Here is a 22,702-nt window from a genome sequence, read left to right on the forward strand (position 1 = left end):
ACCCGTACGGCGATCGGATGACCTGCGGCTCAGCGTATTCGTGGCATCCGGCTGCCGGCTCGCCCTACGGCAACTGATCGGACTCGGGCGACCCACCCTTGCGTGGCGGCAGAACGGCGATCCCGACCGCGATGACGGCGACGAGGGCGGGCAGCTGCACCCACAGCGAACCACCCATATAACCGGTGGGGGAGCGCCACGGTCCCGTCGACAGCGCGGCCGCCGAAATGGTCGTGCCCACGCCGGCGACGACGACCAGCGCGGTGCGCGGGATGCGCGGCACGAAGCGGATCAGGGCGAGGCCGGCCGCGGTGAGGGCGGTGCCGACCGGGCCGGAGATGATCGTGGTGGCGGCGGCGAGTCCGACGGCGGGGACCCAGCGGGTACGCCAGGTGCGCGGGGCCGGGCTGTCGGGCAGCGGGCGGCCGCGGCGTGGAATGGCGAGGGCGGCAAGGGGGATCAACAGCAGCAGCCCGCCGAAAATGGCCAGGCGATACCAGCGGTCGACGGGGAATGCGACGGTGATCGGGCCTTGCGTGCCTTCGGGCAGCAGCCAGCCCTGTTTCCAGCCATCGACCACGACGGGGTCCAGTTCACGACCGTCGGCGGTTTCGGCGGTCCAGCCGACGTTGGTGCTGAGCGGAAGGACCAACAGTCGCGGCCCGCCGGCGACCGGCGGATCCGGCACCGGGTCGACCGCGGGATCGTCCAGCCGCAATCGGTCGACGAAGAACAGCTCGGTCGGGGCGGCGATCACGTCGACGCGGCCGGGGAACAGGTCGACGGCCGGGCTCGGCGCCGAGTCCGGTGCACCTGAGGCGTCGTCGGAATCGGCAGCTGCCGCACCCGGATCGGTCTGGGCCGCATCGATTCCGCAGACCCGCGCGGAAACCGGTGCGCCCGACAGTAGTTCGGCAGCGGTCGCGGTGACCGAGGTCTGGAAGACCACGCCACCCAATGCCACGGTCGGCCCGTCCGCGCAGCCGACCGTGATCAACCGGTCCGGGTCGGCGGGCGCCGGATAGTCCGGCCCGAGTACCGACACCTCGGCCAGGCCGGGCGGCTGGGTCTGGGCGAAGCCGAGCGCGGTGCGGTCGAGGACCGAATCCCAGCTCTGCACGGTGAGCTCGATGCGGTCGGTGACGGTGGGGTGCAGCGAGATCCGGGTGGTTTCGTCGTCGAGTTCGCGCACCTGCGGTCCATTGCCGAGGTTCACGGCGACGGAGGTCGGCGCGGCGGGCAGCCCGCCCAGCGAGGAGGTGATGTCGAGGCCGGTCACCAGCGCCGGTTCCGGCAGCTCGATGGTCAGGGTGGGCCTGGCGCCGAGCAGGTTTCGCACCGAGTCCTCGGGTGCGGTCCAGCTGGTGCGCGGGTCGCCGTCGGTGGCGGCGAACGCCGAACCGCGCAGGTCGCCCACGTCGGACTTGCCGCGCGCGATCGGGCGGCGCGGATCGGTGAGCAGGGCTTCGAGCGCCGGTCCCTGCCGGGTCCGCACGGTCAGCTCGGGCGTGACGGTCACTCCGTCGGGCACCGACAGCGTCCGCTGGAAGGCGCCGAGTTCTTCCGGCGCGAGTGCCAGGCCCTTCCCGCAGCGCACTCGATCGGGCGCGTCGAAACAGGCGCTGCGGCCGGGGAATTCCTGGCCGAGATCCCAGCCGGCGACGGTCGCCGCCTCGGGTGCGGGTGGGAGCACCGTGCGGTGCTGGATGTCGACGCGCACCGGGGCGTCGCGGACCGAATAGTCGTCGAGGGTGAGTTCGCTGATGCCGAACTGGCCGCCCGCCGTGCCATCCCTGGTGCGGATGGCGGTGATGGTCATCCAGCTGGTCGTCCCGGCAGGCAGCGAAATCGACACCTGCGCACCGGGTTCGGAGATACGCGCGGACACGCTGCCGTTGGCGGTGCGCACCTCCACCCACTTCACCGGATCGCCGATGGCGGCCGCGCTGGTCGTCAACCGCAAGAGTCCGGCACGGATGGGCTGGTCGAGATCGAGCCGGAGCCATTGGCCCACCGCGCGTTCGGCGCCATTGCTGACCCAGCCGGTGGCGGGATCGCCGTCGACGGCGGCCGCGGTGGAGCTACCCGGCGCGGAACCGCCGATCTGGGTGGCGTCGGCGGCGGAACTGGACGCGGTGACGGTCGCACCGGACCATTCGCCGCGCACCGGTTCCGCGCCGGGAACCGGATAGTCGGGCACCAGATTGTGGGTGCGGCGCGCGTCGTCGGGTGCGCGCAGCGCCGAATTATGGTTGTCGACCTTGCCGAAATCGGTTTCGCGCGCCATCGGGGTATCGGTGATGGTCACCGGCCCCATGGGCAGTCCGGCGCGTTCCCGGTCGGCCGCGAGCAGCCGGGGTTCGGCGCCGGCACCGGGATCGCGATTGAGCCGCTCCAGCACTTCCGGCCCGCCCTGCACCGTGGGCACGGTGCTCAGCGGGACGGTGTAGGCGCCGGGCAGCTCGTCCGGTGCGCCGGTGCCACTGCGCAGCTCGGCCGGGGTTCCCGGCGTCGGTATGTCGACCCGGTAGATCTCGACGGCCGGGTACGCCGGGCGCAGATCGCCGTCGGCGACCAGCCCATCGGCGATGACGCCGGTGACGATCGGATCGCCGAACTCGGCCACCTTGCGCAGCCCCGGCGAATGGTCGAGCGCCTGATGGGCGAGCATGGGCCGGGTCGACCGCGAGGTGTCCGGGTCCAGGTCGTTGCGCAGCACCACCACGCCGATTCCCTGCCCGGCCAGCGTCGCGGCCAGCCCGGCCGACGGGCGCCCGTCGGCGATCAGCCGCTGCACCGAATCCATCGCGCGGATGGTGCCGGGCGGATTCAGCGGCACCGCGTCGCGTACCGCCCACGGCGTCCGCGCGAGCGCCTGCAGCGGTTCGTCGCGGGTCAGGCCCCACACCTGGCTGCCGAACGGCGCACCGGGCACCACCAGCGCACGCGTGTCGGCGGCATTGTCGTTCAACCACTGCGCGGTCTGGCGCCAGTACTCGGGGACCTCGTCGTAGGCGCCGCGCGGGGCCAGCTTGCCGGTCCAGGCCAGCGAGGTGGACAGCGCGAGGGCGGTCAGGATCAACGCCGTCACCGCGACTTTCCGGTCCCGTTCGGGATGGGCGAACGCGCTGCGCCAGACCGGCATCGGTACCGAGGCGGGCAGCGGCACGCGGGCGATCAGATGCGCGAGACCCAGTACCAGCGGGATGCGGATGAGCGGTTCGAGCTTGTGCACATTGCGCAGCGGGGCGCCGGTCGAATCCAGGAATACGCGCACCGATTCGGCGAAGGGACCGCCGAGTTCGCCGACGTATCCGGCGCTGATGCCGACCAGTCCGACGCACAGGATCAACGTCAGCCGGCCGCGTCCCGGCATCGACCGCATGGCGAGTCCGGCCATGCCCGCCGCCGCGATCAGGCCGGTGGCCAGCACCGCGGCGGGTTGGGTGACCAGCACCGCGCCCGCGATGCGTTCGGGCGAGACGAACGGCGTCCAGCTGTCGGTGCCGCGCAACACCTCACCGAGCGAGGCCCACTGGGTGGTGACGCCGGAGGATTCGATGTAGTCGAGGAACGGTGGGCTCACCCGGCCGAGTAGCAGCAGCGGCACCGCCCACCAGAACGTGGCGAGCACAAGCAGCGGAATCCATGCCGCGGTGAACCGCCACCAGCGGCGATTCGGCCGATACGACGCCCACCACAGCAGCGCGGGCAGGAAGGCGGCGACGGTCGCCACCGCGTTCACCGCGCCCATCAGCGCCAAGGCCAGCGCACTGCCCGCGGGTGAGCGCGCGCCACCGCGCCGTCGCTGATAGGCCGTGCCGAGCGCGGCCGGAGCCAGCAGTACCCACGGCGCAAGCACCATCGGCAAGGTCTCCGAGGAGATCGACCCGAGCGTGGTGAGCACCCGCGGTGACAGTGTGAACGCCAGCGCGGCGATCACGCGCGAGCCGCGACTGCCGATGCCGAGCGTTTCGGCCAGCTTGACGATTCCCCAGAAGCCGGCGAGCAACAGCAGCGCCCACCAGATCCGCTGGGTCACCCAGGCGGGCAGCCCGAGCAGATCGCCGAGGGAGAAGAAACTGCCGTGCGGGAAGAAGTATCCGTAGGCCTGGTTCTGCACCTGCCCCATCGGGGCCTGGCTGCTCCACATGTGCGAGGCGCGGTCCAGGAAGCCGAGCGGGTTCTCGGCCAGGTCGTATTTGGTGTCGGCGACGGTGAGTCCGGGCGCCTGGAGGAAGGTCAGCAGGAAGGCGGCGACGACTGTGCCCGCGAACCAGCGCCTCCCCAGCGGGGCGGTCTCCGCGGGTGCCCTTGCCGCGTCGCGGGCGCCCGTGGCCGGCCGGTCGGCCGCCGGTGGGCGCACGGGGGTTCTGGTGTCGTCGGGCATCACGTTCGTATCAGTCGGCGTCGCGGGCATGGGAGCGAGCACACGCGAGGGTAGCCGCGCCCTGCGCCGGGCCCACGCAGCCGAGCCTGTTCAGGCGGGGGATCGCGGCGTAGCGGCGATCCGGACGACGCGGTGGCGCGGAGCGAATCGCGGACAGGGCTCGACGGTGGTCGATCGAGGTGCGAATGCGGCGCCGCGTGGACGGCAGGCGGCGATGAGGTGGAAGGTTCGCGCGGGTGTTCGTGCCGCGGTGCTGCGCGAGATCGGCGGGCACCGCAGCTAGCGGATCGCTCGCGCCGGGCGCGAGCGATCCGTGGAAAACCGGGTGTGGATCAGCGGCTGCCGTATTCGACGTTGTTCAACAGCGAGGAGTCGGCGTCGCCGCTGCGGTCGATCTCCGGGCGGGTGTTCTGCTGCACTGCCGCCGTGATGATGAACACCGCGATCGCACCCAGGACGGCGCCGGCGACCGCACTAGCGGCACCAGGTACAGCAAACTTCATCGGGGCACTCCAATACTTCGCGGAAGGCAGGTATTCCCGGCCAACCTAGCAGGACTTCGGGGATTCGCGTACGCGCAGGTCTGCTATAGCGAAAAGATATTTCCGGATCGGCTGGTGACGGGGGTCAATCAGGCAGCGCGCAATTGAGACTGTCGAGCAGGGTACGCAGTTTGGCGGTCGTCTCGTCCAGTTCGACGCGCGGCTCCGAGGCCGCGACGATCCCGCCGCCGGCGAAGGCGCGCAGCGACAGTCCATCGGCCGCGATCTCGGCGCAGCGGATCGCCACCACCCAGTCGCCGTCACCGTCCGCGTCGCACCAGCCTGCGGCCCCGCCGTAGAACCCGCGATCTCCTTCGAGCTCGATGATCGCCTCCAGGGCCTGCGGTGTGGGCGTGCCGCAGACGGCGGGCGTCGGATGCAGCAGCAGCGCCAGTTCGAGGGCAGTGGGCGCGGGGTCGCGCAGGGTGCCGGTGATCGGGGTGCCGAGATGCCAGACCTGCTGGGTCTGCACCAATTCCGGGCCGTCCGGGATGGTGAGCGAGCTGCACAGCGGGCGCAGTTTCTCCGCGATCCAGTCGATGACGAAGGCGTGCTCGTCGCGATTCTTGGTGCTGGCAAGCAGTTCACCGGCCTGCACGGCGTCGGCGTCCGGATCGGCCAGGCGCGGCAGGGTGCCCGCGAGCGGGTGCAGCGTGACGGTCGTGCCGTGCCGCGAGACCAGCACCTCCGGTGTCGCGCCGACCAGCGTCTCGCCCGGGCGTCCGGCCGGCGTCAGATCCACCGCGTAGACGTGTGCGCGCGGATGTCGTGTGAGCAACTGCGCGGCCACCACCTGCGCGTCCAGCGGTTCGTCGGCGGCCGCGAGCACCGAACGCGCCGCGACCACTTTGCGCAACGGCTGCCGGGTATCGCCGAGCTGTTCGACCAGTTTCGCCACCCGCGCCAGGTGCTCGCCGGTGCTCGGCAACTCACTGATGACGCTCACCGGCGGCAGCTCGGGAACCGCGGCCGGGCGCCACGGGCCCGCGGTGTGTTCCACCCGTCCCGGCACGCTCAACGCCGCCGGTTCCCGCGGGTCGAAGGGCAGGGCCCCCACCACCATCGCGGCCGTTCGGTCGCGCAGCGCGGTGACTGCCCGCTGTGCGTCGTCGAAGGTGGCGCGCGTGTCGTGCGCCCGGACCACTCCGTCCGGGGTTGCCAGCAAGAACCCGTCCATAGCCCGACGGTAGCCCCGGATTTCCCCGAGTTGGTGAGCTACGTCCGCCGGGGCGACGTAGATCTCATCGCGCGCAGGCGCAACCAGCAACCGTGCCCGGCTCGACGGTTCATTTCTCCGGCGGGACCAGGAAGACCGGCCGATGGCAATGCTTGAGCACCGCGTCGGCCACGCTGCTGTGCAGCAGCGCGCGGATCCCGGTGGCGCCGCGGGTGCCCGCGACGATGATGTCGACGTTCAGTTCGTCGGCGCATTCGACGATGGCGTTCCAGATCGTCGAGGTGCATTCGGCGGTTCTGGCCTCGGCGTTGAGCCCGGCCAATGCGGCCAGGCGGACGCCCTCGCGGTTGGTTTCGCGGGCCGACACGTAGGCGACGTCCTCGATCTCCTCGTCGGGAACCCATTCCGGTTGCATCACCCCGGACAGCCCGGAGATGCGGGCGGCTTGGCGCACCATGGGCTCCCATGCGGTGAGCACGACGGCGCGGTCGGCGGTGAGGAATCGTCCGGCGTATTCGATGGCCCGTTTGGCGTGCTCGGATCCGTCATAGGCGATGAGCATCAGATCGCAGGACACGGCGACCTCCCGGTGGTCTCCTGGCTACGTCCTCAGGTTACTCCCGGAGCGGGCCGGTGAGCCGCTCCCGCGCGGGCGCGCGGCTACCCCGGCACGCCGAACGGATTACCGCCGACCCGGGCGCGCGGATTACCGTCGATACATGCGCAAGACGCCTCTCGTCCTGTTCGCGGTACTGGCTGCCATCGCCACCGGTTGTTCCGGCGGCGACGCCGGAAACTCGGCCACCACGCGTCCGGTCGCCACCGAAGCGACCCCCGCGGCGACGCCGGGTGCCACCACGACCCGCGAGCGCGACTGCTCGGCCGACTATCTGGCGAAGTTCACCCCGCGCCAGAAGCTGGCCCAGCTGCTCACCGTCGGCGTGAACAGCACCGCCGACGCGCTGGCCGTGGTGCGTGATCACCAGGTCGGCGGCATCTTCATCGGCGGCTGGACCGATCAGTCGCTGCTGGCCGACGGCCAGGTGGAGCAGGTGAAGGCGGCGGCGAACGTGCCGCTGATGGTCACCATCGACGAAGAGGGCGGGCGGGTATCGCGGGTCAGCGACCTGATCGGCCCCGCACCCTCGGCGCGGCAGACCGCCGAGACGATGACCACCGAGGAGTTCTACACCGCCACCCTGGAACGGGGTAAGGCGCTCAAAGACCTCGGCGTGACGGTGAATTTCGCGCCCGACGTCGACGTCAGCAGCCAGCCGGACAACTCCGTGATCGGCGACCGGTCCTTCTCCGATGATCCGATGGTCGTCACCGAGTACGCCGGCGCCTACATCCGCGCGATGCGCGAGGTCGGGGTCGGCACGGTCATGAAGCATTTCCCCGGGCACGGCGCCGGTTCCGGCGATTCGCATCTCGGCGCGGTACGCACCCCACCGCTGGATCAGTTGCAGAACCGCGATCTGGTGCCCTTCCGCGACCTGGTGGGTTCGGGCGCGGGTGTGATGGTCGGCCATCTGGACGTGCCCGGGCTGACGGCGCCGAACGTGCCCGCCAGCATCAGCCCGGCGGCGATGGAACTGCTGCGCAAGGGCACCGGTTACGGCGCGGCCCCCTTCGACGGCCCGATCTTCACCGATGATCTCGGCGGCATGGCGGCCATCACCGACCGCATGAGCATCCCGGAGGCGGTGGAGGCCTCGCTGGTGGCCGGTGCCGACAACGCGCTGTGGATCACCACCGATGCTGTTCCGCAGGTGCTCGACCGGCTCGAGCAGGCCGTGTGGAGCGGGCGGCTGCCCATCGCGCAGGTGGATGCGTCGGTATTGCGGATGGCGTGGTTCAAGGGTGCGCCACTGCACTGCTGAGAGCCGCGCTGGGCACAACCCATTCTGAGCGACTGCCGGGCAAATCTGTCCAACAAGAACTTACCTTGGAGTAATATAGGGTGTTCACCCTGTAGTAGGAGAGCGGATGGCGGGCGGAACGAAGCGACTTCCTCGGGCGGTTCGTGAGCAACAAATGCTCGACGCCGCCGTCGAGGTGTTCTCGCGTAAGGGTTTCCACGAGACCTCGATGGACGCCATCGCCGCCGAGGCCAAGATCTCCAAGCCGATGCTCTACCTCTACTACGGTTCCAAGGACGATCTGTTCCGCGCCTGCATCCAGCGCGAGGGCCTGCGCCTGATCGAATCCGTGGCACCGGCCGGGAATCCGCTGCTGTCCCCGCACGAACAGCTGCGCACCGCGCTGGAAGGCTTCCTCGGTTTCGTCGACCACAACCGGCATTCCTGGCAGGTGCTCTACCGCCAGGCCATCGGCCAGCAAGCCTTCGCCTCCGAAATCGAGAACGCCCGTGAGCGCGTCATCGAACTGACCGCCAAACTGCTCGAATCCAGCGCCAAGCACGCCGAACCCGGCACCGATTTCGACGTCGTCGCGGCGGCCGTGATCGGTGCGGGCGAGGCCATCGCCGACCGCGTCGCCACCGGGCGGATCGAAGTCTCCAAGGCCGTCGACCTGCTCGACGATCTGGCGTGGAGTGGTCTGGCTGGCCGCAAGAAGGCCGAATAACCCCGGTTTCGGGGAGCATCGGTTCGGCAGGGGATCCGCCCGCACTGACGTCTCGGTCGCATGCACTTCGGCGGGTGCGGTGTCAGTGCGAGCGGGTCGTGACTGCCGGCCCGAGCGACCACCGTGCGTACCGGCGCAGCGTCGGGTGCGTGAAGTCGATTTCTGTTCGCCACGGCGACGTTGGGGTGAGGGCCGGCGGAGTTGCCGCCCGGCGCGGCAGGTGCGAGAGTTCGATGCGTTCTACGGGGCCGGGGATGTCGGCAAGACTTGCGGAGGGGACAGTTGTTCGGGTTGCTGAAGCCGTGCGCGCACAGCGCGGCGAAGTACGGGGTGGATCCGGGGCAGTGGCAGGCGCATATGTGTGGACTGTGTCTCGGCCTGCGCGACGGGCACGGGCAACTGGCCCGCAGCGCTACCAATACCGACGCGATCGTGTTGAGCATGCTCACCGAGGCACAGCTCGAAGGGCGGGCGGAGCGGACCACCGCCGGTCCGTGCGCGCTGCGCGGTATGCGACGCGCACAGGTCGCGACGGCCGATTCGAAGGGGATCATGCTGGCCTCGACGGCGTCACTGCTGTTGGGGGCGGCCGAGATTCGCGACCATGTCGATGACGGTGACAGCCCCGCGCTGACCCGCCGCCCGATGGCGAAGATGTCGAGCCGCTGGGCCGACGCCGCCCGACGCCAGGCCCGGCTGATCGGGTTCGATGTGGAACCGCTCGTGGCGGCACTCGATTCGCAATCCGATCGTGAACGCCGCGCCCACCTGCTCTCCCTCGACGAGCTGACCGAGCCGAGCCGGATGTGCGCAGCGGAATTCTTCGCCCATTCGGCGGTGCTCGCCGACCGGCCGGACAATATCGCGGCACTGCGCGAGGCGGGCGGCCACTTCGGCCGGATCGCCCATCTCGCGGACGCCATCGAGGATTTCGACGCCGATCGCGAACGCGGGAGATTCAACCCGCTCGCTGCCACCGGCACCGGCATGCCGCAAGCGTATGAGTTGCTGCATCAATCGGATTCGCGGCTGCGCGCGGCGCTGGCGTCCACCGACCTCGCCGACGAGCCCGCCGTCCGGTGGATGCTGCTCGATCCGCTACGGGCACTGGTGCGCCGCATCGGAGGCGGGGTAGGTGTGTTGGCCGCACACGCCTGCTCGGTGCCGCGGCAAGAGTCCGAGCCGCGCCCCGGGGCGCGGGCGCAGCGCACCCGCCATCGCCCGCCGACCCGCCGCCCGGGCATCGGTGAGGCGCTCACCATCGTGCTCGGCGTCTACTGCACCGGCTACGCATGCTGTGCCGACCACACCAGCCCGTGCAGCGGGGAACAGAAAGAAGCCTGGTGGAAGAACAACCTCGGCAACTGCTGTGACGGCGCCGAATGCTGCTCGAACTGCGGCAGCTGCTGCGGTGGGGGCGAAGGCGGGGGCGGCTGTTGCGATGGGTGCTGCTGCGACGGATGCGGTTGCGACTGCTGAATCGCAGCGCACGCATGGAAAGAGCCGCGCACCCCGAAAGATGCGCGGCTCCCATCGAGTCCATCCGATTCAGCGCAAGGTGGCCGTCAGATGCGGATACCCCTTCTTCGGGTGCCGCAGCGCCAGATCCCAGCCGCCGTCGGCCTGATCGGCGTACAGGTTCACCGTCGACGGCAGGAAGATCGGCTTACCGAACTTCACCGAGTAGGTGACCTGCTCCGGAATCCGGCCCTCGATCGAGCCGAGAACCGTTGCCGCCGACCACATGCCGTGCGCGATCGGCTTCGGGAACCCGAACGCCTTGGCGCCGAGAGCGGAGGTGTGGATCGGGTTGTGGTCGCCGGAGGCAGCCGCGTACCGCGTGATCGTCGGCTGATCCACCCGCAGGGTGCGCAGCGGGGGCGGCGGCACCTCGTCGGGTTTGGGTTCGGGCTTGGGCCCACCCGAGAGCGAGGTGCGCTGCTGGTGCAGGAAGGTGGTGACCTGACGCCACACCAGCTCGCGGCCCACCCGGATCTCGCTGATCGCGTCGACCAGCAGACCCTTCGGGTGCTCGCGCAGATTCTCGATATGGGCGGTGATGTCGAGCGGTTCGCTGACCGAGATCTCGCGGGTGCGTTCGATGACGTTCTCCGCGTGCACCGCACCCACCGCGACGAACGGGAAGTCGCGCTGCACCACCAGCTGCATCACCACCGGGAAGGTGAGGATGAACGGGTAGGTCAGCGGCAGCGAATCACCGAACCGCAGGCCCGTCGCCCGGCAGTAGGCCGCCAGGTGATCGGGATCGACCCGCACGCCGTCGAGCTTGATCTCGCGGTCGGGCAGCGTCGGTTTACGCGCCGAGACCAGCGGCAGCGGTACCGAGCCGAGCGCGGCTTTCAGGTACAGCTTGCCGTTCTTCGGCGGCTCGGTGAGAGTGATGGTCTCGGTCATCATGCTCCGATCAGGCTCTGACCGCAGACGCGAACCACGTTGCCGTTCACCGCGTTCGACGCCGGGCTGGCGAAGAAGGCGATGGTCTCGGCCACGTCCACGGTCTGGCCGCCCTGCAGCAGCGAGCTCATCAGCCGGCCGGCTTCGCGGGTGGCCAGCGGGATGGCGGCGGTCATCGCGGTCTCGATGAAACCGGGTGCGACGGCGTTGATGGTGATGCCCTTCTCGGCCAGCTTCGGCGCCTCGGCGTTCACCATGCCGATGACACCGGCCTTGGACGCGCCGTAGTTGGTCTGGCCGCGGTTACCGGCGATACCGGCGATGGAGGACACGTCGATGACGCGGCCACCGGCCCGCAGCGCGCCGGAGGACACCAGGCCCTCGGTGATGCGATGCGGCGCGGCCAGATTGACGTTGATGACCGAGTTCCAGCGGCCCTCGTCCATGTTGGCCAGCAGCTTGTCGCGGGTGATGCCGGCGTTGTGCACGATGATGTCGATGCCGCCGAAGCGTTCGGTGGCGAATTCGGCCAGCTTCTGCGCGGCGTCGGGGGCGGTGACGTCGAGCGCGAGCGCGGTGCCGCCGACCTTGTTCGCCGTCTCCGACAGCGCCTCACCGGCGGCCGGGATGTCGGCGACGATCACCTGGGCGCCGTCGCGGGCGAAGACCTCGGCGATGGTGGCGCCGATGCCGCGGGCGGCGCCGGTGACCACGGCGACCTTGCCCTCGAGCGGGCGGTCCCAGCTGGCGGGGGCGACGGCGTCGTCCTTGCCGACCCGGATCACCTGGCCGTCGACGAACGCCGACTTGGCCGAGAGCAGGAACCGCAGCGTGGATTCCAGGCCGGTGGCGGCGGCGGAGGCCTCCGGGTGCAGGTACACCAGCTGGGCGGTGGCGCCGCGCAGCAGTTCCTTGGCGACGCTGCGGGTGAAGCCCTCGAGCGCGCGCTGGGCGATCTGCTCGTCGACACTGGAAGCCAGTTCCGGCGTGGTGCCGATGACGACGACGCGGCCGGAGGCGGCGATGCTGCGCATGGCCGGCTGGAAGAACTCGAACAGCTGCGAGAGGTCCTCGATGGTGCCGATGCCGGTGGCGTCGAAGACCAGTGCGCCGTACTTGGTGCCCTGGCTGGGGGCGTCGGCGAAGGTGTAGTCGGTGAGCAGGGCACGGATCGGTTCGGCGACCCGGCCCTTACCGCCCAGCAGCACCGGGCCCGGCAGTGCGGGCTCACCCTTGACGTAGCGCCGCAGGGTTTCCGGCTGCGGCAGGCCCAGCTTGCTCGCCAGGAAGGCGCCGGGGGCGGAATGGACGAACGATCCGTAGAGGTTGGGTGCACCCTTGCTCTTGGCTGCCACGATTCCCACCTTTTCTGTGCTCGATGTCTTGGATGTCGGTGCGTCCCCCTGTTTGCGCTCGCAACACTCCATAGGCTGCCTGACCAGCGGCGCAGGCATCGCCCGTGAGGTGCGCGAGCGCACAATTGCGGGGTGCGGTATCGACAACAAACTTACTCCAGAGTAAGTTTAATGTAAACCGATTGCGACCGGGCGCCGAACCGTGTGGAGGGGTTCCGCACCAGCGTCCGGGGCGCGGCGGAAGATCCCGACGAGACCTTGGAGACTCGAGTGACTAGCAAAGCCCGTTCGACGAAGAGCACGGCCACCACCACCAAGCAGCCGCGTCCGGTCGCGATCGTTGGCGGTAACCGGATCCCGTTCGCTCGTTCCGACAAGGCGTACGCCCACGCCTCCAACCAGGACATGTTCACCGCCGCCCTGGACGGCCTGGTCAGCCGCTTCGGCCTGCAGGGCGAGCGCCTCGGCATGGTCGTCGGCGGCGCGGTGCTCAAGCGGGTCGGCGAGCACGGCATGATCCGCGAGAGCGTGCTCGGCAGCAAGCTCAGCCCCTACACCCCCGCGCACGACCTGCAGCTGGCCTGTGGCACCGGCCTGCAGGCCATCGTCACCGTGGGTGACGCCATCGCGGCGGGCCGCATCGACGCCGGCGTCGGCGGCGGCACCGACACCACCTCCGATGCGCCGATCGGCGTCAGCGAGGGGATGCGCGAATGGATGCTCGACGCCAACCGCGCCAAGACCAACAAGGACCGCCTGAAGCTGGTCGGCCAGCTGCGCCCGAGCATGCTCGGCATCGAGATCCCGCGCAACGCCGAACCGCGCACCGGCCTGTCGATGGGTGAGCACGCCGCCATCACCGCCAAGGAATTCGGCATCGCCCGCGAGGCCCAGGACGAGCTGGCCTACCTGTCGCACAAGAACATGGCCGCCGCCTACGATCGCGGCTTCTTCGACGATCTGATCACCCCGTTCCTCGGGCTGACCCGCGATGACAACCTGCGCCCCAACTCCTCGATCGAGAAGCTGGCCACCCTGAAGCCGGTCTTCGGCGTCAAGGCCGGTGACGCGACGATGACCGCGGGTAACTCCACCCCGCTCACCGACGGTGCCTCCGCGGTGCTGCTGTCCAGCGACGAATGGGCCGCCGAGCGCAACCTGCCGGTGCTCGCGCACCTGGTGGATTCCGAGGTCGCCGCCGTCGATTACATCCACGGCCCGGACGGGCTGCTGATGGCGCCCACCTACGCGGTGCCGCGCATGCTCGCCCGCAACGGCCTGACCCTGCAGGATTTCGATTACTACGAGATCCACGAGGCCTTCGCCTCGGTCGTGCTGGCCACCCTGCAGGCCTGGGAGTCCGACCAGTACTGCAAGGAGCGCCTCGGCCTGGACGGCGCGCTCGGCTCGATCGACCGCAGCAAGCTCAACGTCAACGGTTCCTCGCTGGCCGCGGGCCACCCGTTCGCCGCCACCGGCGGCCGCATCGTGGCCTCCACCGCGAAGATGCTGGCCGAGAAGGGTTCCGGCCGCGCGCTCATCTCCATCTGCGCCGCGGGTGGGCAGGGCGTCGTCGCGATCCTGGAGCGCTGATCCGCTCCGCGTTCGCGCGAATCCCGATGTGCAGGGTGGCATCCGGCGGCTGGCCGGGTGCCACCCTTTCAGTTGTGGGTAAAGTGCGGATCGCCGGCCATCCTCCGCTCCTCCCACCCGCTAGTGCTTCTTACGAGGCGCGCGGCTTCTTACGAGGCGCGTGCCGCGCGGATTTCGAGGCTGCCCGCGGAATTCAGCGCGTGCGCCGGTGGCGCAGGTAGGCGACGCGCGGGCTCAGCGCCCGCGACTCCACCAGTTCCAGCTCGAGCGCCTCGGCGCGCGGCGGGAAGTACGGCGTGCCCGCGCCGACGATGATCGGGTAGACGAACTGGCGGTACTCGTCGATCAAGTCCTCGGCAATGGCGGCCGCGGCGAGCGTGGCCCCGCCGATCTCCACCACGCCGTCGCCTGGTCGATCCCGCAGCCGCCCGACCTCGGTGGCAAGGTCGTCGGTGGCCAGGCGCGCATTGCCCTGCACTGATTCCAGGGTCGTCGAGAACACCACCTTCGGGATCGGCCGCCAGATCCGGGCGAACTCCAATTCCGCCTCGTCGGTCATGGTCTCCTCGGCGGTCTCCCACACCAGCATCGTCTCGTACAACTTGCGCCCACACACGATCCCGGCGAGGTCGCGGGTCTGCTCGATGTGGAAGCGGAAGACTTCCGGCTCCGGGGCGGTCCAGCTGATGTCGTCGCCGGGGCCGGCAATGAAACCGTCCAGCGAAACGCTCATCGAGTACGTGACGGGAAGCACCGGTACCTCCTCGGTGACGGGGCCGTGGACTCGGGCGGAACGCCCTCATCATTCCCGGTCGACCCGGCCCGGAACGCCGGAACGGCCGACACGGACGGGAAGCCGAAGTCGGTCCCTGTGGGGCGGTGGCAGTTCGGTCCGCTACCGGCTCGCTGCTATCCGGCCTCGTTTGCGGGTCAGGCGTCGCATTCGCTATAGAACCACCTGACGTTACCGTTCTGTGATCTTTTCCATTGCTTCGCATCGAAACTCGAGCGGGGTTTGCCGCGACTCGCTGCCGATAGTCGCGCGATTACCAGGCGATCTCCGCTCGATTCCGCCGATTCCGCGGACGTGAGCCTTGGCGCGTGGCAGGGTTGATTTTGCCGGTCAGGGTGTGTTTACCTGCTCGTAACCTGCTGGGCTGTCGGGGCCGGGTGGAGATCGATCGGTGTTTCGGCATCCGAGCCGGTCTGTTCGGAATGTGGCTATCCGCGGGAAATGTGCTGTCACACCGCGCATTTCTTGAATTCGAGGTCAAGAAATCGAGCGTGCGGAGAGGAAGGCTGAACGGCTGATGCGCATCGGAATAGTGCTACGCGCGGCAGTGGTGCTGCTCGCTGCCGCAGTCGGAGTGGGCCTGGCCGCGACGCCGGCCGCGGCCGATGATCTGGACCGCTATCTGGACCTGCCGCTGGTGAACCGCAATGCCGAAGCGGGACCGGGCGGAGTACATCCGGACCTGCCCTACGACGCGGCCCAACTGCGCGGCCTGCTCGACCAGGCCCGCGGCGCGGGCGTCGCCCCCACCCGCTACGCCGCCCTGCTCTACCAAAACTGGCTGGTCGACGCCACCAACAAGGCCGGAATCGAGCTGCGAGCGTGGAATCCGCGGGCCGGCGTCGAGGCCAACCGGCAGAACCTGATCAGGTCGTACCGCTATTACGAAGATTTGCAACTGGCCCACCGGGAACTGCAGTGGGCGGGCATGGGTGGCCAGGTCGGCGCCGATTTCGGTGGCGGCCTCATCGATTTCGAGCTGATGAGCAACATCTATTCGCTGCCCGGCCTGTCGGAGTCGGCGCGCGGGGTGATCGGCGCGGTCGAACAGACCGCGGGCCCGCAGGCCGTCGCGATGCTGCCGCGCGGGCTGGCCGCACTGGCCGAAGCGGGACCGCAGATCACGCCGGCGGATCTGCACTACATCATCGGGATGATCCTGGTGATGCAGAAGAACATCTTCTCCGATCTGATGCCCATGCACGACGCATACGTCACCGGAGGGCTGCCCGCGCTGGAGGAATTCCAGGCCGCCGGGCTCTTCGGCGCCGACATCATGAACGCCTGGCGCGATATCGCTTCCGGCGATCGCGACCGGATCGCCGCGGGCAATGCCACCCTGTTGCGCCGCGAACAAGATTGGGCGATCGGCGGGCAGTGGGATGCGGTCCGGGCCTATAAGGGCGCGGTCGGTGAGGCCATCACCTACGTCAGCGGCGCGGCCGGGTCGCCGTCGGTGGCCGGCGTGGCTCCGCCGCGTGAATTCAAGCCCGTGCGTATTCCGTTCACGATGGCCGACGGCCGCCCCGCGCTGCTGACGATGCCGCTGCCGGAGTGGAACTGGTCGGTGCTCGATGCCCGCTGGGAATACATCACGAACGAGCTGCTGCCGAAATACAAGTGGCAGGTCGAAAACAACTGGCCCGCACTGGAAGCGGTTATGCGCACGCCGTACGAAATGCAAATGGAATCGCATCGCCCGCTGTTGAATATCCCGCAGCTGCTGGATTCGGCGGTGCGGCAGATGAAGGTGACGCCGGTGGGCGCGGAAATGGCGGTGAACTGACCATGAAGGCAGCACGATTCATGCACTCGGAGCGGCGCCGGCCAAGCGGTGGTACTCGATCATCGCTGCGCCGCCCGCTGACCGCGCTGTCGGCGGCCGCGCTGACCCTGTTCGCCGGTGCCGGAATCGCCTTCGCGCAGCCCGAACCCGCACCGCCCGAACCCTTCGTGCCGCCGCGCACGCCTGGCCTCGGCGAGGTGTTCAACGGCTATGTGGTCGGCACGCTCCAGGGTGCCACCCTCGCCGCACCGGGCGAAGCCTTCCAGGCCCTGCTCGCCAACGACCCCTTCTATCAGGAACCTCCGCTCACCGGTGACGAGAAGCCCGGCACGGTCCTGAAATCCAAGAAGGTCGACGTCATGTTCTCCGGCGTGAAACCGGCGAACCTCGACGCCTACAAGTTGATGTACGTGACCACCGGCGTCGACGGCGTCACGCCCGTGATCAGTACCGGCATCCTGATGATCCCGGTCGACGGTAAGCCGAACGACCAGCGCAAGCTGATCTCGTATCAGGAAGCCAACGACAGCGTCGGCTGGTCCTGCCACCCGAGCACCCAGTGGACCGGCGGCGATCCGCTCGACGGCGCCTCCTGGTCGGCGCTCGGCCCGCTGGCCATGCTGTTCGGCAAGGGCTACGCGGTCATGATCTCCGACGTCGGCAATGACGCCGACCGCAAACCGCACGGCGTGTTCGCCGGCAAGTTCGCCGCCCACGCCCAGCTCGACGGTGCCCGCGCGGCCTTGAACTTCCGCGAAGCGGGCCTGGACCCGAAGGCTCAGGTGGGTCTGTTCGGTATCGCGGGCGGCGGCGTCGGCGCGGGTTTCTCCGCCGAACTCCAGCCCACCTACGCGCCGGACCTGGACGTGAAAGCCACCGTTCTGGAAGGGATGGTGGTGAAGCCGCGCAACTTCATGCGCGTGGCCGACGGTTCGGTCGGTTCCGGCTTCGCCTTCGCGACCCTGCTCGGACTCGAACCGTGGTACCCCGAGATGAAGATCGACGAAAAGCTCAACCCCGCGGGCAAAGCCATCGCCGATTTCTTCCGCACCCAATGCCAGACCCCGGCCTACTTCGGCATGCCGTTCGTGCCACTGAAGATGCTGTTCACCTCCGGCCTCAATCCCGCCGACGAGCCCGCTTTCCAGCGCGCCTACGACGACAACATCCTCGGGCAGGCGGGCGCGCCGGAGTCGAAGGTGCTCATCACCTCCTGCGCCGCCGACGATTCGTTCATGTCCCTGGTGCCGGCCGCGGATTCGCGCGAACTGGCCGACATCTACCGCTCCAAGGGAACCGATGTCACCTACGCGCCCTCCAATTGCAGCATGATCCGCATGATCACCGACCTCTACGGTTGGGGCACCGATCTTTTCGGTATGCAGACCATTGATTGGCTGGACGCGCAGTTCGATTGATGTGCGGGCGGCACAACCTTCGCGGCCAGTAGGGTCGCGATCTGCGTGAGGCTGTGTGGTGCCGGCCCGGTCCATCAGGCTGGGTCGAGCCGGCATTCGATATCGGTCGTCGGTAGTGAGCCGTCCAGAAGGAAGGCGTCGACGGCCTCGGCCACGCAGGTACTCGGGAGCCCGAGCACGCCGTGCCAACGCACATCACGCAGCGTGACCAGTCGCGATCCACTCATCAGGCGGCGCATGGACGTCGCGCCCGAATACGGGGTGCGGATATCGCCGTCGGCATGCAACAGCAGCACCGGCACGGAATGCCGGATCCGGGTGGGCGGTTCGAGCGGCGTGGGCCAGAACGCACACGGTGCGATGTTGTTGAACAGCGGACCGAAGATCGGCTGCTCGGTCCGGCTGCGTTCGATATTGCGCCAATACCACTCGGGATCGCGCGGTGCGGCGACGTCGCCGCATTTGACGGCCATATGCGCCTCGAACATCCTGCTCCCGCCGACCCAGCCACGCACGTTCTCCCACAGTGGAATCGGTGCTACCGCGGCCCCATCGGCGACGGCTCGGAGCTGATGCAGGAGCTCGGCCAGCTGAGCGGCATACGGCCCGAACGACAGCGCGAGGTTCAACGTCGTGAGCAAGATGTCGTCGTCGACCGTCAACCCGGCGATTTCGATCGGTCGCTGCGCCACTCGCGTGATGAGGTCGCCAACGGTGGCCAGCACGGTCGCGGCACTGTCCCCGAGCTGGAACTGTTGCTGCTCGGCGGCTACCTTCTCCGCCCAGTCCGCCAGTGCGGCCTCATTGGCGACCCCCGAATCCTGGAACGTGCCGAGCCAGTACCGTTCCGGGTCGACCACGCTGTCCAGCACGATCCGGTCGCTGTGTTCCGGAAACATCTGGGTGAACACGGCACCGAGGTAGCTGCCGTAAGAAGGCCCGTAATAGCTGATCGTGGACTCACCGAGGACCGCGGCGATCATCCGCATATCCCGCGCGGTATCGCGGGTATTGATATGCGGCAGCGCACCGCCCTCCGCCCCGAGGCACAGCGCCGCCAACTGCGCGGCCCGCTGGACATCGCGATCGAAGGCCGCACGATCCGCACCCGGCTGCCCATCGCCGCCCGGCACCCGCCCCGGCGGCCATCCACAGTCGACCGGCGTGGACTGCCCGACTCCGCGCGGATCGAATCCGATGAGGTCGTAGGACGCGCGCACCTCGGCCGACAGCCCGTTCCCGACCGCATTGCCCGGGTCGAGTCCCGGCGCGCCCGGACCGCCACTGTTGGTCAGCAGCACACCGCGCCGCCGCGCCGGATCGGTCGCGGGCACGCGCGAGATGGCGAGGCCGATCGTCCGGCCGCCGGGCACGCCGTAATCGAGCGGCACCCTGATCTGCGCGCATTCGCCGCGCACGGCGGCCAGATCGGGGTCCGAACACTCCTGCCACTCCACATGCTGTCGCTCGAATCGCTCCAACCCCGATTCCGCGGTAGCGATGCCGGCACCGGATCCGAGCGTCGGACCGATGATCATGGCAGCCGTGACGGCAATGCAGAACTGTCGAAACCGACTGCCTCGCATATGAACCCCCTCCAGGCCAGCAGGATATCGCGGCCGAACTGGGCGCGACAACGCTTGTTCGCCGCCGCGCCCTCAGCGGCTCATCAGTCGAACGGTGAGGATTTCTCGGCATGCGGACGAATCCGGCCTCGACCCTCTGCCGTGTCTCAGGTGATCGTCACAAGCGACGGGCACAAGGGGGTGCAGACGCGGGCCCGGTGATCGAGCCCCATTTCTCGCGCCGCGCCGGCGGATTTCTGCGATCCTGAATTCGTCGCAGTCCTATTCCGAGGTGTTCGTATGCTCAAGCCGCTCTTCGTGACCACGGCGATCTATCTCGCGGGCATCGGCCTGGCGTTGATATTCGTGCCCGCGCAGTTCGGCGTCGGCGCGGTCCCCGACGATCCGTCGCCGGAACTGATCGCCCTGCTTCGCCTGCTCGGCGGGCCGCTGCTGGGGATCGCGGTGCTGAACTGGAGCTCGCGTAATGCGGAGCCGGCGGCGATGCAGGCCAGTGTGGTGCCGGCCAATATTGTCGGATTCGGCGCCGTCGCCGCCAACGATGTCTGGGGTGTGTTCAGCGGCGATGCCCGCGACCTCGCCGCGGTGTTCCTCGTCGTGCACCTCGGCTTCACGCTGGGCTTCGTGTACGCGTGGGTGCGCGGCCGAAAGGCGTGAGGCCGCGCGTCAGGCCCGCGGGTGTTCGGCGTACCAGCGGTCGATCAACGCCGGAAGTTCTTTGCCCATCCACACGAAGAACTCGTGCATTTCGCGGACCCGGGAGGCCTGCTCGCCGTCGGGGTCCGCGAACAGGGCAAGGCCGCGGGAGGTCATCGCGGTCAGATCGTCGTACTGGGTGCTCTGCTGGCGGGTGAGCTCGGGGAGCACGCCCGCGCGCAGAATGTAGTAGTCCTTGCGGTCGCCGGGTTTGGAGATCTTGTCGACCCAGCGCATCGTGGTCAGGTTCTTCAGGGCGTTGGATATGGAGCCCTTGGACGCCTGCAAGGCCTCCGCGATCTGGGCGAAGGTCTGCTCGGGCGGCGAGCAGACCATCAGCCAGCCCATGGCGCGGCCGGTCATGCGGACCAGGCCCATGCGTTCGAGCACGAGCGCGAAATCCTCGACGAAGGCCAACTGCTCCGGGGTCGGGGCCGCTGGGTCGCGTTCCGAACTGGTCATCGGTCGAGTATCCCTTCCGGCGGGAGAAACGGGAAAAGGGGGCGGGCCGGCTCGGCCCGCCCCTGACGTGTTCGTCACACCGCCAGATCCCGGCGACCGAAGCACACCAGCGCCGCGATCAGCGCGAGGCCGCCGCCCACCGCCAGCACCGCGAGATGCCCGGCGTTCCAGCCATTGACCAGCGGGGAATCGCCGTTGGCGTAGTAGAACGGGGAAAGCTTGCGCAGCCAGTCGTCGCCGAGGTTGTTGGCCAGGTAACCGGCGACGGCGAGCAGCGCCGCCACCCCGAGTGCCAGCGAACGCTTACCGGTCGCCGCGCCGACCAGCAGCGCGACGGCCCCGGCGAACAGGGCGAGCAGCCCGAGCCCGGCACTGGCCGCGACGATATTTCCGGTCTCCACCTCGAGGTTGCCGGAGTTCGCGCCGGCGATCACGCTCACTGTCAGCACCGCCGTGACGACCGCGACCTGCACCGCGAGTGCGGCGAAACGCTGCGCCAACAGTCCGGTCCGGCTGATCGGCTGGGCCAGCAGTAGATCCAGGCTGCCGTTCTCCTCCTGGGTGGCCGTTCTGGTGGCGATGGTGACCGCGAAGATCAGCATCAGCAGCAAACCCATCAGCGAGTACACCGTGGAGTTGAGAAACCCGGTGCCGCTGGCGAAATCGCTCAAACCCATCGCGTCGTACATGCTGTTCTGCTGGATATCCAGCGAGCCCTGCTCTTTCAGCGATTGGTAGGACGGCAGGTAGATCATCGGGACGATGGCAAGGCCGATCGACCAGCCGATCAGGCCGCGCCGCTGTTCTTTCAAGGTCTGGGTGAAAACGGTGCTCGACATGGCGAATGCTCCTGTGCGGAAAGGAAATATGGGCTCAGCGGCCGTAGCGGCTGAAGAAGATCTGCTCCAGGTCCGGTTCGTTGGACAGCACACTGACCAGCTGATATTTGGCGGCGACCTTGAACAGCGAATCCACCTCGCCTTCGGTGGTGCAGCGCAGCGTGCTGCCCTCGATGTCGAGATCGCGTACACCGGGCAGCCGGGCGAAATCGTCGGGGAAGATCTCCTCGCCGAATACCAGCTCGACCGCGCGTGGCGAACGCCTGCGCAGATCCTCGACGTTCTCGGTGCCGAGCAGTTTCCCGGCCCGCATGATGACGGCGCGGTCGGCGGTCTGCTGCACCTCGGTGAGGATGTGTGAGGACATGAACACCGTCTGGCCATTGTTCTTCGCCTCGGTCACCAGGTCCAGGAAGCGCTGTTGCAGTAGTGGATCGAGCCCGGAGGTGGGTTCGTCCAGGATCAGCAGGGCGGGATTGTGCATGAAGGCGGCGATGATGCCCACCTTCTGCTTGTTGCCCTTCGACATCGAGCCGACCTTCTTGGACAGATCGAGGTCGAGCAGCTCGGCCAGTTCCACGATGCGCCGCCGGGCGACGTCGCCGCGCCGGTCGGCGAGAAAGGTCAGCAGTTCGCGCGCCGAATGGCGGCCCTCGATCGCCAATTCGCCGGGCAGATAACCGATTCGGTGGCGCAGTTCGGCTCCGCCGGCGCGTGGGTCCATGCCGAGAACTTCCGCCCGGCCCGACGTCGGCCGGATCAGGTCGAGCAGGATCCGGATGGTGGTGGACTTGCCCGCCCCATTGGGGCCGAGAAATCCGAACACCTCACCCTCGAACACCTCGAGGTGCAGGTCGGTGAGCGCGACATGCTTGCCGTAGTGCTTGGTGAGGCCCTCGGTGCGAATGGCGGCGGTGGTCATGATGCTCCTTGCAGAGGATTCCGGTGGCCGGTGGGGACTCGCGTGTTCCGTAAATACTGATGTGTTCAGTAAAGACTGAACACAAAGAACGTGTCAAGCGTTCTGCGGGGAACTTCGTAATCGCGCGGGCTTGGTTTGC

18 protein-coding genes are annotated in these 22,702 nt (G+C 68.6%); 7 read left to right on the plus strand and 11 right to left on the minus strand.

Annotated features, from left to right (window positions below):
* Positions 1-64: 64 nt before the first annotated feature.
* The 4 genes from AC4HOU_RS08965 to AC4HOU_RS08980 all read right to left on the minus strand — a co-directional run bounded on the left by AC4HOU_RS08965 (position 65) and on the right by AC4HOU_RS08980 (position 6,686).
* A complete protein-coding gene (locus AC4HOU_RS08965; protein ID WP_490724363.1) occupies positions 65-4,390 on the minus strand; it encodes an alpha-(1->3)-arabinofuranosyltransferase in 4,326 nt (1,441 codons plus the stop codon).
* Between the two features lie 332 nt (positions 4,391-4,722).
* On the minus strand, positions 4,723-4,893 hold the full coding sequence (locus tag AC4HOU_RS08970) for a DUF2613 domain-containing protein (protein WP_081597515.1): 171 nt from the start codon (positions 4,891-4,893) through the stop codon (positions 4,723-4,725).
* Between the two features lie 124 nt (positions 4,894-5,017).
* Positions 5,018-6,109, minus strand: coding sequence for an isochorismate synthase (locus tag AC4HOU_RS08975; RefSeq protein ID WP_163814494.1), 1,092 nt, complete (start codon positions 6,107-6,109; stop codon positions 5,018-5,020).
* A gap of 109 nt (positions 6,110-6,218) precedes the next feature.
* Entirely contained in the window at positions 6,219-6,686 is a 468-nt protein-coding gene (locus tag AC4HOU_RS08980) for a universal stress protein (protein WP_163814495.1), read from the minus strand.
* Positions 6,687-6,828: 142 nt separating this feature from the next.
* Here AC4HOU_RS08980 and AC4HOU_RS08985 point away from each other — a divergent pair, with 142 nt between their 5' ends.
* The 3 genes from AC4HOU_RS08985 to AC4HOU_RS08995 all read left to right on the plus strand — a co-directional run bounded on the left by AC4HOU_RS08985 (position 6,829) and on the right by AC4HOU_RS08995 (position 10,177).
* Complete coding sequence (locus tag AC4HOU_RS08985; RefSeq protein ID WP_195020255.1) at positions 6,829-7,992, plus strand: glycoside hydrolase family 3 N-terminal domain-containing protein; 1,164 nt, start codon at positions 6,829-6,831, stop codon at positions 7,990-7,992.
* A 106-nt stretch (positions 7,993-8,098) separates the two neighbouring features.
* Positions 8,099-8,698: a TetR/AcrR family transcriptional regulator gene (locus tag AC4HOU_RS08990; protein ID WP_490724364.1), complete on the plus strand. Its 600-nt coding sequence runs from the start codon at positions 8,099-8,101 to the stop codon at positions 8,696-8,698.
* A gap of 282 nt (positions 8,699-8,980) precedes the next feature.
* Positions 8,981-10,177 carry a DUF5685 family protein gene (locus AC4HOU_RS08995; RefSeq protein ID WP_195020254.1) on the plus strand — a complete coding sequence of 399 codons (1,197 nt, stop codon included), beginning with the start codon at positions 8,981-8,983 and terminating at the stop codon, positions 10,175-10,177.
* Positions 10,178-10,246: 69 nt separating this feature from the next.
* On the opposite strand, the gene AC4HOU_RS09000 is transcribed toward AC4HOU_RS08995, so the two are convergent.
* Positions 10,247-11,116 (minus strand): MaoC family dehydratase, encoded by an 870-nt coding sequence (locus tag AC4HOU_RS09000; protein WP_138451261.1) that lies wholly within the window; start codon positions 11,114-11,116, stop codon positions 10,247-10,249.
* Complete coding sequence (locus tag AC4HOU_RS09005) at positions 11,113-12,468, minus strand: 3-oxoacyl-ACP reductase (protein WP_194991195.1); 1,356 nt, start codon at positions 12,466-12,468, stop codon at positions 11,113-11,115. Before AC4HOU_RS09005 ends, AC4HOU_RS09000 begins: the two co-directional genes overlap by 4 nt.
* A gap of 270 nt (positions 12,469-12,738) precedes the next feature.
* On the opposite strand from AC4HOU_RS09005, the gene AC4HOU_RS09010 reads away from it, so the two are divergent.
* On the plus strand, positions 12,739-14,061 hold the full coding sequence (locus AC4HOU_RS09010) for an acetyl-CoA C-acetyltransferase (protein WP_163814499.1): 1,323 nt from the start codon (positions 12,739-12,741) through the stop codon (positions 14,059-14,061).
* Positions 14,062-14,254: 193 nt separating this feature from the next.
* Here AC4HOU_RS09010 and AC4HOU_RS09015 read toward each other — a convergent pair whose 3' ends face one another.
* Positions 14,255-14,815 (minus strand): dihydrofolate reductase family protein, encoded by a 561-nt coding sequence (locus AC4HOU_RS09015; protein ID WP_194991612.1) that lies wholly within the window; start codon positions 14,813-14,815, stop codon positions 14,255-14,257.
* Positions 14,816-15,371: 556 nt separating this feature from the next.
* Here AC4HOU_RS09015 and AC4HOU_RS09020 point away from each other — a divergent pair.
* On the plus strand, positions 15,372-16,640 hold the full coding sequence (locus AC4HOU_RS09020) for a hypothetical protein (protein WP_195020253.1): 1,269 nt from the start codon (positions 15,372-15,374) through the stop codon (positions 16,638-16,640).
* Positions 16,637-18,058, plus strand: coding sequence for a lipase family protein (locus tag AC4HOU_RS09025; protein ID WP_490724470.1), 1,422 nt, complete (start codon positions 16,637-16,639; stop codon positions 18,056-18,058). The genes AC4HOU_RS09020 and AC4HOU_RS09025 overlap by 4 nt, the downstream gene beginning before the upstream one ends.
* Before the next feature lie 74 nt (positions 18,059-18,132).
* Here the strand turns inward: AC4HOU_RS09025 and AC4HOU_RS09030 are convergent, their stop codons facing one another.
* Positions 18,133-19,596, minus strand: a complete 1,464-nt coding sequence (locus AC4HOU_RS09030) for an alpha/beta hydrolase (protein ID WP_195020252.1) — start codon at positions 19,594-19,596, stop codon at positions 18,133-18,135.
* A gap of 327 nt (positions 19,597-19,923) precedes the next feature.
* Here AC4HOU_RS09030 and AC4HOU_RS09035 point away from each other — a divergent pair, with 327 nt between their 5' ends.
* Complete coding sequence (locus tag AC4HOU_RS09035) at positions 19,924-20,301, plus strand: hypothetical protein (RefSeq protein WP_195020251.1); 378 nt, start codon at positions 19,924-19,926, stop codon at positions 20,299-20,301.
* Between the two features lie 9 nt (positions 20,302-20,310).
* Here the strand turns inward: AC4HOU_RS09035 and AC4HOU_RS09040 are convergent, their stop codons facing one another.
* From AC4HOU_RS09040 to AC4HOU_RS09050, 3 genes are all read right to left on the minus strand, one after another.
* On the minus strand, positions 20,311-20,802 hold the full coding sequence (locus AC4HOU_RS09040) for a GbsR/MarR family transcriptional regulator (RefSeq protein ID WP_163814504.1): 492 nt from the start codon (positions 20,800-20,802) through the stop codon (positions 20,311-20,313).
* Between the two features lie 74 nt (positions 20,803-20,876).
* Positions 20,877-21,641, minus strand: a complete 765-nt coding sequence (locus AC4HOU_RS09045) for a DUF2705 family protein (RefSeq protein WP_195020250.1) — start codon at positions 21,639-21,641, stop codon at positions 20,877-20,879.
* A gap of 34 nt (positions 21,642-21,675) precedes the next feature.
* A complete protein-coding gene (locus AC4HOU_RS09050; RefSeq protein ID WP_195020249.1) occupies positions 21,676-22,563 on the minus strand; it encodes an ABC transporter ATP-binding protein in 888 nt (295 codons plus the stop codon).
* Between the last annotated feature and the right edge of the window lie 139 nt (positions 22,564-22,702).

It is taken from the genome of Nocardia sp. JCM 38205 (genome assembly GCF_058222935.1).

Excerpts from the sequence above, each read along its gene's own strand:
- AC4HOU_RS08965 (WP_490724363.1), bottom strand. The coding sequence starts at position 4,390 with ATGCCCGACGACACCAGAACCCCCGTGCGCCCACCGGCGGCCGACCGG.
- AC4HOU_RS08970 (WP_081597515.1), bottom strand. The coding sequence starts at position 4,893 with ATGAAGTTTGCTGTACCTGGTGCCGCTAGTGCGGTCGCCGGCGCCGTC.
- AC4HOU_RS08975 (WP_163814494.1), bottom strand. The coding sequence starts at position 6,109 with ATGGACGGGTTCTTGCTGGCAACCCCGGACGGAGTGGTCCGGGCGCAC.
- AC4HOU_RS08985 (WP_195020255.1), top strand. The coding sequence starts at position 6,829 with ATGCGCAAGACGCCTCTCGTCCTGTTCGCGGTACTGGCTGCCATCGCC.
- AC4HOU_RS08990 (WP_490724364.1), top strand. The coding sequence starts at position 8,099 with ATGGCGGGCGGAACGAAGCGACTTCCTCGGGCGGTTCGTGAGCAACAA.
- AC4HOU_RS09000 (WP_138451261.1), bottom strand. The coding sequence starts at position 11,116 with ATGATGACCGAGACCATCACTCTCACCGAGCCGCCGAAGAACGGCAAG.
- AC4HOU_RS09020 (WP_195020253.1), top strand. The coding sequence starts at position 15,372 with ATGCGCATCGGAATAGTGCTACGCGCGGCAGTGGTGCTGCTCGCTGCC.
- AC4HOU_RS09030 (WP_195020252.1), bottom strand. The coding sequence starts at position 19,596 with ATGATCATCGGTCCGACGCTCGGATCCGGTGCCGGCATCGCTACCGCG.
- AC4HOU_RS09035 (WP_195020251.1), top strand. The coding sequence starts at position 19,924 with ATGCTCAAGCCGCTCTTCGTGACCACGGCGATCTATCTCGCGGGCATC.
- AC4HOU_RS09040 (WP_163814504.1), bottom strand. The coding sequence starts at position 20,802 with ATGACCAGTTCGGAACGCGACCCAGCGGCCCCGACCCCGGAGCAGTTG.
- AC4HOU_RS09045 (WP_195020250.1), bottom strand. The coding sequence starts at position 21,641 with ATGTCGAGCACCGTTTTCACCCAGACCTTGAAAGAACAGCGGCGCGGC.
- AC4HOU_RS09050 (WP_195020249.1), bottom strand. The coding sequence starts at position 22,563 with ATGACCACCGCCGCCATTCGCACCGAGGGCCTCACCAAGCACTACGGC.